The following is a 13759-nucleotide window of genomic DNA, read 5'->3' on the forward strand; positions in this document are numbered from 1 at the left end:
CCGGGACGACCAGGGATGTACGACACCCCGGGGCCGACCGCCGGCACCAGGGCCGCCTTCGTCGCCAGGCCCGTGCCATCGCGACGTCCACATGCGTCGAAGCCTGGTGCCGGACGCCCGTACGGCTCACTTGCGCCAGGCGGGGGCCATCCGCTCGGACATCTCGTGCCAGAACGCGCGCAGATCCCTGCGGTTGACCGCCTGCCAGTCGGCCCGCGCGCCCGGCCGGAACCAGTGCCCGACGAGGTCGATCTGGTGGGCGCAGAAGACCTCCTCCATCTGGTACGGCAGCTCGTCGCCCTTCGGCGGCAGCGGGCACAGCCGGAACGGGCAGTCGTCGATGCAGGTGGAGCCGGGCTGGACGTCGTGGGCCTGGCGGCGGCTGAGGGTGACGCGCATGGCGGTGCGGTCGATGGTGAGGCACGGCGGCAGCTCGGGCCGGCTGGCCCGGGTGAGCCGGCGGGCCCGCTCGGTGCTGTCCCGGCCCCGGTCGGCGAGGTTGAGCAGCAGCATCACGTCGGCCAGCAGCCGTTGCGCCCGTGGTTCCAGGACGGCCCAGCCGTGCGAGGCGGGCAGCCAGGAGTCCTGGAGCCGGCGGATGCCGGGCTGTGGGCTGACCGTCCCGACCCGCCCGACGATCTCGCGCTCGTCGATCCAGCAGCGTCGCTCGGGGTGCCGGTCGACGAGCGACTCGACGCACAGGTCCGCGACCTTGCGGACGAGCGGGTGCTCGGTGCCGCTGTGGCGGTGCGGGGCGCGGTCGCCGCCACCGGCGATCGAGGTCCAGAAGTCGACAAGCCCGCGCGGGTCCGACCCGTGGCCCCGCTCGCGCAGTGTCTCGCCGGGATCGCGGGGCAGGGCCAGGAGGGTCAGCGCCTGGATGAGCACCAGGTGCGAGTACCAGAACCGGGAGTACCGCAGCGCCTTCTCGGCCTCCTCGATCAGCAGCCTGCGGTGCGCCGGGTAGACCCGGCAGTTCGCCGCGAGGCGGAAGCCCTGGGCGAGCGTGAGCTCGTAGACGCGGGCCCCGTCGGTGGTGTCGGTGGCCAGCCGGTGCACCCAGCGTTGCAGGGCCCGGTGGGCCTCGTGGCACCAGTTGGGTTCGCCGGGTCCGTGCTCGTCGTCGGCGTAGAGGAACAGCGACGGCGTCATCCAGGTCCGTATCTCGTCGAGGCGCTCCCGGTCCGGTGACTCGTCCGCTCGCGGCGGGTCGAACAGGAGGCCGTGCAGCGCGCGGACGGCCGCGTTGCCGCCGGCGGCGATCTCGCGGGCCGCGGCCAGCCGGGGCAGGTAGGACCCCTCGTGGGCCATCATCAGGAACAGCTGGTCGTACTGCGGGGTGGGTCGCCGCGACCGGAGCCCGGTGGGGTCGGGGGGCCGCTCCGCGAGCTGCCGGGCGGCGTCGCCGTAGCGGTGCACGAGGGCGATCTTGGCGTCTTCGAGGGGGCGGTCGGTGACGGACCCGTCGCCCTGGTAGTGGCACCAGGCGCTGTGGATGGTGTCGGCCAGCCGCCGGTGCGAGGTGTGCCCGGTGGCGGCGTCCATCTCCAGCGCGGCCGCGAACATCTCGAGCGCCCGGGTGCGGTTCGGGGTGCGCGCCGCCTCGGTGCAGAGCCGCCGCACGAGGTCGATCGACATGTTCCGGGTGGCGAGCGCGTCCCGGCTCTCCGCCGGCAGGCCCACCCTGCGGCGTACGGCGTCGCCGAGGCGGGGCAGGTTCCCGGGCCGGACGGTCCGCTGGCGTCGCCCGTCCAGTTGCGCGAACGCGCCCGCGCTGCGGGTGTGCAGGGTGAGGGCGGCCAGCAGTTCCCGCCCCGGTCCGTGGTGGTGGGCGAAGGCGCGGTCGAGGAAGCCGGGGTCGCGCATGGCGGCGGTGAGGAAGCGCGCGCCGAGGTACGCCTGGATCACCCCGTGCTGGAAACGCACCCCCTCCTGCCGCTTCACCACGATGTTCAGCGCGTCCCCGGTGGTCTCGGCCAGGCCGACGTCCTGCGCGTTGCCGGCGTCGAGCTTCTGCAGCCGGTTGCGTAGCTCGGTCAGGATCCACTGCCGGCCGGCGTCGGTGGCGCCGGCGCCGCCGGTGAGTTCCGTCGTCCGCACCGACAGCCGGTTGTCGCGCAGTCCGATGCAGGCGAGGGCGGAGAGCACCTCGATCGCGTCGGACCGTTCGACCTGTGGCAGGCCGTAGTCCTCGTACAGGTCGCCGGCGACGGTGGCGGCGTACAACTCCTCCAGCAGGCACCAGCGCAGCGCCACCCGGCCCGGGCCCACCGGCTCGACGCGGTCCAGCCGGTCGACCTCGTGGAGCTGCCCGATGACCCGCAGGTAGAACGGCGAGTCCGCGACGTCGGCGGCCTTGACCAACTCGGTGATGCGCTCCCACCGGTGGCCCGCCTCCGAGCGGCGGCTGCGGGCCTGCACGTATTCGAGGGCGGGGCCCTGGGCGAGCGGCTCCAGTTGCAGCAGCAGCGCGTCCAGCCCGCGCAGCGGGTCGTCGGGCCGCGAGGCGATCACCAGGGGGAGTCGCTCGCGGACGGCGGTATGGATGGCGTCCCGCAGCACGCTGTCCCGGTCGGCGGGCTCGCCGGCGTCAGCGAGGCTCTCCTCCAGCCCGTCGGCGAGCACCACGAGGCGGTTCTCCAGCCAGAGCCGCCGCCAGATCCGGTCGGCCTCGCCCGAGGCGCGCAGCCGGGTGTCGATGGTGCGTCCGAACTCCTCGACGGCGAGCTCGCGGAAGTTGAGCTTCTTCCGGTCGGTGACCGACCGCAGGTCGACCCCGACCGGTACGACGTCGGCGGCCATCAGCAGCTCCGCGAGGCGTGCCAGGGTGGCAGTCTTGCCGGTGCCGATGCCGCCCACCAGCAGCAGCGGGCGCCGGGTCGCCCTGTCGCGCAGCCGCTGGATGAGCAGCTCGCACAGCTCGTCGCGGCCGACGACGTCGTTCGGGTCGAGGCCCCGTTCGACGCTGGGCAGCACCATCCGGCTGTTGCGCAGCACGTTGCGCCGGTACCAGCGGCGGACCGGGACGTAGCGCCAGTAGTAGAAGAACGCGACGCCCAGCGCCGCGACCATCAGGGGCTTGACGAAGCCCACTACCTCCCCGCAGTAGTACGCCCTCGGCTGGTCTCCCTTGCACCACCTGGTCATCCGCAGGAAGTTCGGCTCGGTGCCGAGGATCGCCAGGACCAGGGAGAGCACGGTCCAGCCCAGGAGCGTCCAGGCGACGGCGACGATGGTCCACCGCAGCCAGCGGCGGTAGCGCCACCTGACCCGGTTGCCGGCCCGCTCGTCGCTCCGCCGGCGGCGGTCCCGCTCCGTCCGGCGTTCGCGTCGGGTGCGCCACCGGCGCCGGCGCTGGCGCAGCCACAGTTGGGCCGCCCAGACCGGACCACGTTTCGGCCCGCGCACGGACACCTCCATGGTCGACATGGCCGGTTACCGGACGGAGGCGTCCCCGCCCGCACGTTCACGCTAGTGGGGTCCGCGCTGGTGGGAGCCTGGTTTCGGCGTCCCGTGGCGGCCCGCCGCGCCCGCCCCGCGCCACCGGCCCGACACCGCGGCCGTCGAGGGGCCGGCCGTCGCGCGGGGCCTGACCGGGGCACGGCGCCACCGCTCGGCGGTGGGGCAGGCGTAGTGTCCCGGTGATCGGTGGGAGGGGGAATCGATGCGCTCCGGGCTGGAGGTGCCGCCGGCGGTCGAGGCGGAACGGGTCATCGCCGCCGTACTGGCCGACCTGCGCTCCGGCGACCATCGCGGCGTGGTGGTCGACTCGCCGCCGGGGGCCGGCAAGTCGACACTGGTGGTGCGCGCCGCCGTCGAGCTGGCCGCCGCCGGCGAACCGCTGATCATCATCGCGCAGACCAACGAGCAGGTCGACGACCTCATCGACCGCCTGGCGCGCAAGGCGCCCGAGCTGCGCATCGGGCGGCTCTCCGCCGCCGACTACCGGCCGTCGGAGCGGGTCAGGGGCCACGAGACGGTCCGGGTGGCCGCGAAGGTCGCCGACCTCGGCGGTCCGGCCGTCATCATCGGTACGGCCGCCAAGTGGGCCACGGTCGCCGAGGGCTCCTGGCCGTGGGCGATCGTCGACGAGGCGTACCAGATGCGTTCGGACGCCCTGCTGCGCGTGGCCGGGCGGTTCGAGCGGGCGCTGTTCGTCGGCGATCCCGGTCAGCTCGACCCGTTCTCGACGGTGGAGACGGGCCGCTGGACGGGCCTGACCTGGGATCCGATGCAGTCGGCGGTGGCGGTGCTGCTGCGGCACAACCCGGAGCTGCCGGTGCACCGGCTGCCGGTGTCGTGGCGGCTGCCCGCCTCGGCGGCGCCGGTGGTCGCGGCGGCGTTCTACCCGTTCACCGGGTTCCGCGCCGGCACCGGCCCGGCCGACCGGGCGTTGCGCCTCGGCGGGCCCGGGGCGGGCGACGCCCTGGACCGGACGGTGGACCTGGCGGCGGCCACCGGCTGGGCGCTGCACGAGCTGCCGGCGCGGCAGACCCTGCGTACCGATGCGGAGGCCGCCTCGGCCTGCGCGGCCCTGGCGCTGCGGGTGCTCCAGCGGGGGGCGGTCGCCGTCTCCGAGCACGCGCCGGCGGGCGCGCCGGTCACCGCCGACCGGATCGCCGTCGGGGCCGCCCACCGCGACCAGGCCGCCGCCATCCGCGCGCACCTGGGGCCGGCGGGGGCCGGCATCACCGTCGACACCGCCAACCGGCTCCAGGGCCGGGAGTACGACGTGACGATCGTGCTGCACCCGCTGTCGGGGCGGCGCGACGCGACCGCGTTCCACCTGGAGTCGGGGCGGCTCTGCGTGTTGACGTCGCGGCACCGCCAGGCGTGCGTCGTGGTGGCGCGCGCCGGGATCGGGGAGCTGTTGGACGCCCACCCGTCGACGGAGACCGTGCACCTCGACGTGCCGGTCAAGTTCCCGGACGGCTGGGAGGCGAACCAGACGATCCTCGCCCTGCTCGCCGGCACGACGGTGGCCGCCTGACCCGGCCGCCCGCCACCGGCCGGACGGGACCTCCGCCCCCTCTCGCCGGATGTCGATGGCTGCCTTAGCATCCATCAACATCAAATTCCGGCTCCGGAGGGAACTTCCCCTATGACGGGTCTATCCGCCCGCGTCCTCGCCTCGGCCCGCCTGGCCCTCGCCGGCGTCGGCGCCGTGCTGCTCGCCATGGTGGGCGCCATCGCTGTCGTGGCCGCACCGGCCCAGGCCGCGGGCCCACGGCCGAACTTCCAGCTGCCGTTCCCCTGCGGCGAGACCTGGCGGATGGCCACCTACTACGGGCATGACGACTACGACATCGACATGACCTTCACCGGCGGGGCCAGCAACGGCCGGCCGATCCTCGCCTCGTACGCCGGCACCGTCACGTTCGCCGGCTGGACCAGCGGCGGCGGCTGGTACGTGGTGATCGACCACGGCGGCGGCTGGCGGAGCAGCTACGCGCACATGATCGAGTCCCCGCCGGTGCGCGCCGGGCAGTGGGTGTCGACCGGCCAGCAGATCGGCCGGGTCGGCAGCACCGGGAACTCGACCGGCCCGCACCTGCACTACGAGCAGACGCGCGACGGTGTCAAGACCGAGGCGTACTTCCACGGCGTGCCCTCCGGCATCACGTCCGACGGCAGCCCGAACACGGGACCGCTCTACATCTCCGGCCCCGTCTCGTCGGCCCGGAACATGACCAGCCACAACTGCGGGCAGGTCAGCTCCAACCGCCAGGTGTACGAGTCCGGCAGCCACAGCGGGTGGCAGATGCTGCCGGTCAACAGCATCACCGGCTCGACCACCGCGTCGATGGTCATGGGCACCAACAAGCTGCTCTACACGGTCAACGACGGCCGGGTGTACGAGGCGTCCAGCGACACCGGGTGGCGCAACCTGTGGACCGGCATCTCGGGGGTCAGCAACAACGCGCTCGCCGTGATCCACGTCGACGGCGTCAAGTACATCTACACCGTGATCGGGGGCATGGTCCACGAGGCGGCGAGCAACAACGGTTGGCGCAACCTGAACACCGGCATCTCGGGGGTCAGCGCGAACGCGTTGGCCGCGATCAACTTCAACGGCGTGAAGATCGTCTACACGGTGGTCGGGGGTACGGTCCACGAGGCGGCGAGCAACAACGGTTGGCGCAACCTGAACTCCAACATCTCGGGGGTCAGCGCGAACGCGTTGGCTGCGATCAACTTCAACGGCGTGAAGATCGTCTACACCGTGATCGGGGGTACGGTCCACGAGGCGGCGAGCAACAACGGTTGGCGCAACCTGAACTCCAACATCTCCGGGATCAGCCCCGACGCGTTGGCCGCGATCAACTTCAACGGCGTCAAGCACGTCTACACCGTCGCCGGGGGCATGGTCCACGAGGCGGCGAGCAACAACGGCTGGCGCAACCTCAACTCCGGCGTCCGCGGCGCGACCGTCTCGGCGACGAGCCTCAACGGCGTGAAGATCCTCTACACCGCCTGACGGCGCGACCGGACCACGGCTCCGCCTGCCGCCGCCCGCCCGCCGGCGATCCGAGATGCCGGCGGGCGTGGCGGCCCGAGCGGGGGCAATCAGTCGACTACTTGACGTAGTCAGGTTGGGGATAATGCCTGGTCGCGCGACTACATAGCGTGAGCGCGTCAATCGCAGCGCCTCGTCACGGTCGCACCCGACACCTGCGGGAGGTCACCGCCGAGGCGACAGACAGGAGAATTCCATGTCAGCTCAGGCAGCAGCCCGCCGGCTCCGACCCCACGCGTTCACCCTCATCCTCGGCGTCGCCGTGGCGGCCGGGGTGGTCGTCCCCGCCGCACCCGCCTCGGCCGCCGTCCCCGGCCTCGTGCGGATCGCCGCGACGAGCGCCAACGACTCGGCCGACTTCCGCAGCGTCACGGCGACCTGCCCGGTGGGCAAGGTGCTGACCGGGACGGGCTACGAGCTCAACGGGGCGACCGGCGAGGCCGTGGTCGACGACCTGCGCCCCAACGGCGGCCCGGCCGCCGCGCCGACCGCCGTCACCGTCGGGGCGTACGAGGCGGAGGCGTTCGCGGGCAACTGGTCCCTCACCGCGTACGCCATCTGCGCCAACCCCGTCGCCGGTCTGGTGCGGATCGCCGCGACCAGCGTCAGCGACTCGGCCGACTTCCGCAGCGTCACGGCGACCTGCCCGGTGGGCAAGGTGCTGACCGGGACGGGCCACGAGCTCAACGGCGTCACGGGCGAGGGCGTGGTCGACGACTTCCGCCCCAACGGCGGCTCGGCCGCCGCGCCGACCTCGGTCTTCGTGGGCGCGTACGAGGCCGACGCCTTCGCCGGCAACTGGTCCGCGACGGCGTACGCGATCTGCGCCAACCCCCTCGCCGGTCTGGTCCGCACCTCCGCGGTGAGCCCCAGCGACTCGAACGACTTCCACAGCACCGCTGCGGCCTGCCCGGTCGGGAAGGTGCTGACCGGCGCCGGCTACGAGCTCAACGGCGTGACCGGCGAAGCCGTCGTCGACGACTTCCGCCCCAACGGCGGCCCGGCCGCCGCGCCGGCCACCGCCACCGTCGGCGCGTACGAGGAGGACACGTTCACCGGCAACTGGACCAGCACCGCGTACGCCATCTGCGCGACGGCGTAGTCACTCGGCGCCGGCCGGTGGTACCGCGGGTGGTTCCACCGGCCGGTGTTCGTCAGGCGAACGTGTCACCGAACTCGCGTACGCCGTCGACGTCGAGGGTGATCCGGCTGTTGTCGGCCCACTGGCCGGTGGCGGCGCGCCAGCTCGGGTCGTCGCGCTCGTCGATGTCGGTCCACCCGGGCCGGTGGTGGCGCAGCTGGATCGGCCCGGACGACGCGCCCGGGGCGAGGACGCCCCCGGTGAAGGTCAGCTCCACCCAGCCGGGGACCGGCGTGCCCGGCAGCGGGTACCGGGTCGGCGTCGGGGTGGGTGTCGGCGTGGGCGGACCGCCGGGCGGCAGGGGCGGCGGGAAGAACGTCACGTCGCGGCGGATCCGGTCGCAGCCCAGCGCCGCCCAGTCGCAGTTCGGCACCAGCGAGGTGTCGCCGCCCTCGAAGGTCAGGTGGTAGCGCACCCGCACGGCGGTGAGGTCGAGCGGCCCGGTGCCGGTGTTGGTGACTTTCAGGACGTGCTGGATCTGGTTGTCCGTCGGCGACCAGTCGAGGTTGAGGTAGCTGACCTTGGCCCGCCCGTACGCGGTGCGGAGCGGGGTGACGGGGGACGGGTCGGAGTAGCCGCCGAGGGTGTAGGCGCTGACGACGAGCCGGTACTCGCTGCCCGGCGCCAGGTTGGTCAGCGTCAGGGTGGTGGCGGTGGTGCTGCCGAGGCTCCGGTAGACGTACGGGCCCAGCCGCGCCCGCACCTCGTACGTGATCGGTTCCTCGCCGGCCGGCTCGCCCACCCAGGTCGAGGGCGTCCAGGAGAGGGTGAGGCGGTGGGGCTCGTCGACCACGACGACGGGGCTGCCGGGGGTGGTGAGCGCCGGGGCGTCGTCCGCCCGCGCGGCGCCGACGGCGAACGGGCTCAGCAGCGCGGCGAGGGCGACGGCGAGAGTGACGCGACGGGCACGCATGGCGATGATGCTACGAGTGCCGATGGATGCTTATCAATCGTTAGGTGGCCGTCCGGCCGGCGGGGGCGCAGTGCACAGTGCGCGGGATTCCGCCGCCGTCGATCACCGGTTTTCGTGTCGGTTCACCGATAGGGCGACGTCTCTTTTGATCTACGTCTGTCGATAGCGTGTCGTGGCAAAGGCCGTCCATGAAAGGCGGGCCATGAACGAATCCCATTCCCCACTTTCCCGGCGCCGGATCCTGCTCGGCGCCGCCGCGGCCTCGGCGGCCACCGTCGCCGGAGCCAGCGCCGCACACGCCGCGCCATCCGCCGGGGGAGCGTCCCCGGCAGGACCGGCCCGGCGTCCCGTCGCCCGGGACCGGATCGCCACCGCCCGGCTCGCCGGCGGACCGGCCCGCTTCCAGGCGGACTTCCACGAACGCCTCGACGCCTGGCTGGCCTTCTGGTCGGCCAACTCGCCCCGGATCTGGAGCACCCCGACGGAGGTCGAGGGCCAGGTCGGCGGCGACGGCGACGCGTTCACGCTGCACGCCATCCGGGTCACCCGGGACGACGAGACGCGCGACGCCTTCGCCGCCGGGCGCCCGGACGCCGCCCACCTGGCCACCCTCGCCAGCCTGCACCACCACTTCCCGTCGGTACGCGTCGGGGCGGGTGGCGCGCTGCGGGTGGCCGACGGCCCCGCCGGCTGGACCGGCTCGGCCGGGCAGGTCGCGTTCGCCGCCACCGCCTGCCGGGAGCTGTGGGGGCTGCGCGCCGCCGACGCGACCGACTGGCGCGAGCACCTGAGCCGGGCCGGGCACGGGGGCGACCCCACCTCCCGCTCCGGCTGGGCGGCATTCACCAGGGCGAGTCTGCGGCGCGGGCTGCGGACCGATTCGTACTGACCATCGGAGGTAGGACATGGCACGCAGCGAGTTCCGTTTCGTCGTCGACGGCGTCGACCTGACCGTCGAACAGCAGAGCCTGATCGCGAGCGAGATCCAGAAGGCGGGCCTCAACGCCCTCTCCACCGCCGGCAAGAGGCTGACCAACCCGCTCGCCGTCGGGCACGCCAACATCAAGCTCCGCCCCGAGTGGTACGGCCTCTGGGTCATCGACGGCCCGTTCGCCGAGGAGCTGGGCCAGAAGATCAACGACATCGGCTTCTGGATGCAGCGGTGACGGACACCGCCCACCGGCCGGACCCGCCGGAGCGGATGTGCCCGAGCACCCCCGCGGCCAACGCCACGGTGTTCCTCGGCATGATCACTCCGGCGGGGCGGGTCGCCTACGTGACGCCCGCGCTCCCCGCCGAGGTCGCCCTCGCCCAGGCCGGCACGGACACCCCGGTCGAGTCCCGGTACCGGCTGGCCGGCCCGTGCGTCACGTCGAAGTGCGGCTTCTGGACCGGAGCGCACTGCGGCCTCGGCGAACGGGTGGCGGCGTCCTTCCAGGAGGTCGCCGGTCCGGTGGAGGACGACCTGCCGCGCTGCGCGATCCGCCGGACCTGTCGGTGGTACGCGGAGCAGGGCCGGGCCGCCTGCGCCGCCTGCTCCCACGTGGTCACCGACGCCCGCTGAACACCCGACCGCCCGCCTGCTCGTGCGCGGGTCCGCCCGCCGGGGCGGACCCGCGCACACGGGCGGGCGGCGGCGTCGCCGCGCGTAAAGGGCTCGCGATGTCCCACCGTTCCGCTACGGTCTGGGCGTCATGGATCCGCGGCACGACGGGGACGTCATCGGGCGGGAGCATCCCGCGGGTCTGCTGCGCGCCGAGATCGACCGGGTGACCACCAGTCACGGCGGCCTGGTCCTCGTCGCCGGGGAGCCCGGCATCGGCAAGACGACGCTGGTCACGGCGGCGGCCGGCGAGGCCCGCCGCCGAGGCGCGCTGGTGCTCGGGGCGGCCTGCTGGGATTCCGACAGCGCCCCCGGCTACTGGCCCTGGGTGCAGGTGCTGCGCGGCCTGCGCCGCTCGACCGACGACTGGGCGTTGGCCCGGGAGTCGGCCGAGCCGGCCCTGGCGGCGCTGCTCGGCGAGGCGGCCGGCGGCACCACGGGGGAGCCGGCGGACGGCGACGCCGGGGCGGTCGACGGCGCGGCCGGCGAGGCGGCCGGCGGTCGGAGCGGTGACGACCGCGTCGACCAGGAGGAGTTCGCGCTGCACGACGCGGTGACCACCGCGCTGGTCGCGGTGTCCCAGCGCCGGCCGGTCGTGGTCGTGCTCGACGACCTGCACTGGGCCGACCCCGCCTCGATGCGGCTGCTGCGCTTCGCCGCCCAGCACACCTGGTTCGAACGGCTGCTGCTCATCGGCACCTACCGCGACGCCGAGGTCGAGTCACCCGAGCACCCGCTGCGCGGGCTGCTGATGCCGCTGGTGGCGAAGGCGACCACGCTCACCCTCACCGGCCTGTCCCGCGACGAGGTGGCCGCGCTGATGACCCGGGCGGCCGGCCGGGCACCCGACGCCGACCTCCTCGACGAGGTGCACCGGCGCACCGGCGGCAACCCGTTCTTCGTGGAGCAGACCGCCCGGATCTGGCGTGCCGACGGCCGGATCGGCACGATCCCCCCGGGCGTACGCGAGGCGGTGCGAGGCCGCCTCGCCCAGTTGCCGGCGGCGGTCGTCGAGGCGCTCACCGCCGCCGCCGTGCTCGGCCGGGAGTTCCACCGGCCGGTCCTCGCCGCCTGCGCGGGCCTGCCGGCGGCGCAGGCCGACCGGCTGCTCGACCGGGCGGTGACCGCCCGGCTCGTGGTGTCCCGTGGCGGCGGCCGGTTCGCCTTCGTTCACGACCTCGTGCGGGAGACGCTCTACGACGCGCTGCCCGACGACGACCGGCGCTTTCGGCACGCGGCGGTCGTCCGGGCCGTCGACGGCGCGCCGGCGCTCGCCGAGCGGCTGATCCCGGCCGACCTGGCCCGGCACGCCCACCTCGCCGGCGCCCACCTCGACCCGTCCCGCGCCGCCGAGCTGCTGGTCGCCGCGGCCCGCGCCGCGACCGGCCGGCTGGCCATCGACGAGTCGGTGGTCCACTTCCGCCGGGCGCTCGACGTCGCCGACGACCCGGCCCGACGCGTGAAGATCATGATCGAGCTGGGCGAGCTGCTGCACCACTCGGGCGCGGGCGACGAGGCCCGGCGGCTGCTCGCCGAGGCCACCACGCTGGCCGTGGCGGCCGACGATCCGGTGGTGCTGGCCCGGGTCGCCCTCGTCGTCCACCGCCGCCACGCCGACGGCCCCGGGCGGCTCGCCGATCCGGAGGGCGTGCTGCGGGAGGCGTACCGGCGGTTGATCGGCGGGTCCGCGGGCGCCGTCCCGGTCGGCACGATGGTCGCCGACCTGATCGCCGCCACGGAGTCCCTGGCCCGGCGGGGGCACGACGACGAGGCGCTCACCTTCAGCCTGTGGGCCCGCCACGACACCACCTGGGGGCTGGGCTCGGCCCGCGACCGGGCCGCGATCACCGCCGAGATCCGGGACGTGGCGCGCCGCGGTGGCGACCGGGAGACGGCGCTCTGGGCGACCGCGCTGCGCTGGGTCGCCCTGCTGGAGCTGGGCGACCCCCGCTACCAGGACGAACTCGCCACCTTCGTCACCGGCGCCCGCCAGGGCGACGCCCGGTACCGGGCGGCCGCCACGATGGACGACGCCATCGTCGCGGCCTTCCGTGGCGACTTCGCCCGCTCCGACGAACTGGTCGGCGAGCTGACCGCCCTCAGCGAGTGGGAGCACTCCGACTTCGCCTTCATGGGTCACCACCTGCGCTGGTCGCGGCTGCACCTGCAGGGCCGGGCCGACGAGGTCGACGCCCTGCTCGACGAGCTGCCCTCGACCGGCTACCCCCATCCGGAACTCGTCCGGGGCATCACCGCGGCCGAGCGCGGCGACGTCGAGGCGGCCCAACGGGTGGTCGCCGGCATCGAGGCCGCCGGCACGACGTACCCGGGATCGGTGTCGCCGCTGTGGCTGCGGCTGCGCGCCGGGGTCGCCGCCGTCAGTCGCGACCCCCGGCGCTGCGCCGAGGCCCGCGACGCGCTGCGACCGCACCGCGGGCAGTGGATGTCGGCGTTGTTCGGCTGCGACCTCAGCGGCCCCGTCGATTACTGGCTGGCCCTCGTCGACGCCGCGCAGGAACGCTGGGACGACGCGGTGACGGGCTTCTGCGCCGCCCGCGACTCCGCCGACCGGCTGGGCGCCCGCCCGTGGTCGGTCGTCGCCCGCGCCGCGCTGGCCGACGCGCTGACCGGGCGGGACCGTCCCGGCGACGCGGCGGCCGCCGCCGCGCTGCGCGCCACCACCGTCCGCGACGCCGACGACCTCGGCATGCACTCGACGGCCCGCCGCCTGGCCGGGGCGCCGTCGACGGAGGCCGAGGCGTCGCCCGCCGGCCGGCCGGGGGTCGTCGCCGCGGTCGCCGGTCCGCGCCCGGCGTCGACCGTCGCACCGGACGCCGGCCCAGCTCCGGTGCGGGCCGTCACCGCCGGGCCGCCCGGCGCGCCGACGGTGGGGACCGGGGCGCCCGGCGCGCCGGCGGTCGCCGCCGGGCCGGACCCGTCCGCCGTGGGGCGGCAGGCGGACCAGGCGTACGGGTTCCGCCGCGACGGGCCGGTCTGGCAGCTCGCCTACGCCGGCGTGGTGGTGCACCTGCCCGACGCGAAGGGGCTACGCGACCTGCACGTGCTGCTCAGCCGGCCGGGCGTCGACGTCCCGGCGGTCGAGTTGCTCGACCCGGCCGCCGGGCCGGCACTCGTCGCGGCCCGCCGGATGGGCGGCGACCCGGTCCTCGACGACGAGGCGAAGGCCCGCTACCGGCGGCACCTGGAACGGCTCGACGACGAGATCGACCGTGCCGCCGAACGCGGCGACGAGCGGAGGTTGGCCGACCTCGACGCCGAGCGCGGCGCCCTGCTCGCCGAGCTGCGTGCCGCCGCCGGGCTGGCCGGCCGCAGCCGACGCCTGGGTGACGAGGCCGAGCGGGCCCGCAAGACGGTCACCGCCCGCATCCGGGACGCGCTGCGCAAGCTCGACCAGCGCCACCCGGGCCTCGCCGCCCACCTGCGCGACACCGTCTCCACGGGTAGCACCTGCCGCTACCTCCCGCCCGAGCCACTGCCCTGGCGCCTCTAGCCCCCGGGCACCGGTCGCTCGTCGTCGGCGAGGGCCGGTAAACCCGGCAGCCCTCCACGGTGTCTTGCTGACTG

General features: G+C 74.7%; 9 protein-coding genes. 7 read left to right on the forward strand and 2 right to left on the reverse strand.

What is annotated here, in order from left to right:
- Positions 1 to 126: 126 nt before the first annotated feature.
- Positions 127 to 3429 (reverse strand): hypothetical protein, encoded by a 3303-nt coding sequence (locus ACN27A_RS27430; protein ID WP_421457427.1) that lies wholly within the window; start codon positions 3427 to 3429, stop codon positions 127 to 129.
- Positions 3430 to 3664: 235 nt separating this feature from the next.
- Between ACN27A_RS27430 and ACN27A_RS27435 the strand changes: the two genes are divergently transcribed.
- From ACN27A_RS27435 to ACN27A_RS27445, 3 genes are all read left to right on the forward strand, one after another.
- Positions 3665 to 4990, forward strand: a complete 1326-nt coding sequence (locus ACN27A_RS27435) for an AAA family ATPase (protein WP_421457428.1) — start codon at positions 3665 to 3667, stop codon at positions 4988 to 4990.
- 111 nt (positions 4991 to 5101) lie between these two features.
- Positions 5102 to 6478: a M23 family metallopeptidase gene (locus ACN27A_RS27440; RefSeq protein ID WP_421457429.1), complete on the forward strand. Its 1377-nt coding sequence runs from the start codon at positions 5102 to 5104 to the stop codon at positions 6476 to 6478.
- A gap of 235 nt (positions 6479 to 6713) precedes the next feature.
- Positions 6714 to 7619: a hypothetical protein gene (locus tag ACN27A_RS27445; protein ID WP_421457430.1), complete on the forward strand. Its 906-nt coding sequence runs from the start codon at positions 6714 to 6716 to the stop codon at positions 7617 to 7619.
- A 52-nt stretch (positions 7620 to 7671) separates the two neighbouring features.
- On the opposite strand, the gene ACN27A_RS27450 is transcribed toward ACN27A_RS27445, so the two are convergent.
- The gene (locus tag ACN27A_RS27450; protein ID WP_421457431.1) at positions 7672 to 8571 is read right to left on the reverse strand and encodes a cellulose binding domain-containing protein; all 900 of its coding nucleotides are present in this window, start codon (positions 8569 to 8571) and stop codon (positions 7672 to 7674) included.
- 202 nt (positions 8572 to 8773) lie between these two features.
- Between ACN27A_RS27450 and ACN27A_RS27455 the strand changes: the two genes are divergently transcribed.
- From ACN27A_RS27455 to ACN27A_RS27470, 4 genes are all read left to right on the forward strand, one after another.
- Positions 8774 to 9460 carry a hypothetical protein gene (locus ACN27A_RS27455; RefSeq protein WP_421457432.1) on the forward strand — a complete coding sequence of 229 codons (687 nt, stop codon included), beginning with the start codon at positions 8774 to 8776 and terminating at the stop codon, positions 9458 to 9460.
- Between the two features lie 16 nt (positions 9461 to 9476).
- Entirely contained in the window at positions 9477 to 9737 is a 261-nt protein-coding gene (locus ACN27A_RS27460; RefSeq protein ID WP_132233740.1) for a hypothetical protein, read from the forward strand.
- On the forward strand, positions 9734 to 10135 hold the full coding sequence (locus ACN27A_RS27465; RefSeq protein WP_421457433.1) for a hypothetical protein: 402 nt from the start codon (positions 9734 to 9736) through the stop codon (positions 10133 to 10135). The genes ACN27A_RS27460 and ACN27A_RS27465 overlap by 4 nt, the downstream gene beginning before the upstream one ends.
- Positions 10136 to 10265: 130 nt before the next feature.
- On the forward strand, positions 10266 to 13685 hold the full coding sequence (locus ACN27A_RS27470) for an ATP-binding protein (protein ID WP_421457434.1): 3420 nt from the start codon (positions 10266 to 10268) through the stop codon (positions 13683 to 13685).
- Positions 13686 to 13759: the final 74 nt, after the last annotated feature.

Origin of the sequence: Micromonospora sp. WMMD737, assembly GCF_049179055.1 — a bacterium.
GTDB classification, from domain to species: Bacteria; Actinomycetota; Actinomycetes; order Mycobacteriales; family Micromonosporaceae; genus Micromonospora; species Micromonospora reichwaldensis.

What these genes read in the sequence shown, in the direction of transcription:
- ACN27A_RS27435 (WP_421457428.1), top strand. Translation starts at nt 3,665, where the DNA reads ATGCGCTCCGGGCTGGAGGTGCCGCCGGCGGTCGAGGCGGAACGGGTC.
- ACN27A_RS27470 (WP_421457434.1), top strand. Translation starts at nt 10,266, where the DNA reads ATGGATCCGCGGCACGACGGGGACGTCATCGGGCGGGAGCATCCCGCG.
- ACN27A_RS27445 (WP_421457430.1), top strand. Translation starts at nt 6,714, where the DNA reads ATGTCAGCTCAGGCAGCAGCCCGCCGGCTCCGACCCCACGCGTTCACC.
- ACN27A_RS27460 (WP_132233740.1), top strand. Translation starts at nt 9,477, where the DNA reads ATGGCACGCAGCGAGTTCCGTTTCGTCGTCGACGGCGTCGACCTGACC.
- ACN27A_RS27430 (WP_421457427.1), bottom strand. Translation starts at nt 3,429, where the DNA reads ATGTCGACCATGGAGGTGTCCGTGCGCGGGCCGAAACGTGGTCCGGTC.
- ACN27A_RS27455 (WP_421457432.1), top strand. Translation starts at nt 8,774, where the DNA reads ATGAACGAATCCCATTCCCCACTTTCCCGGCGCCGGATCCTGCTCGGC.
- ACN27A_RS27440 (WP_421457429.1), top strand. Translation starts at nt 5,102, where the DNA reads ATGACGGGTCTATCCGCCCGCGTCCTCGCCTCGGCCCGCCTGGCCCTC.
- ACN27A_RS27450 (WP_421457431.1), bottom strand. Translation starts at nt 8,571, where the DNA reads ATGCGTGCCCGTCGCGTCACTCTCGCCGTCGCCCTCGCCGCGCTGCTG.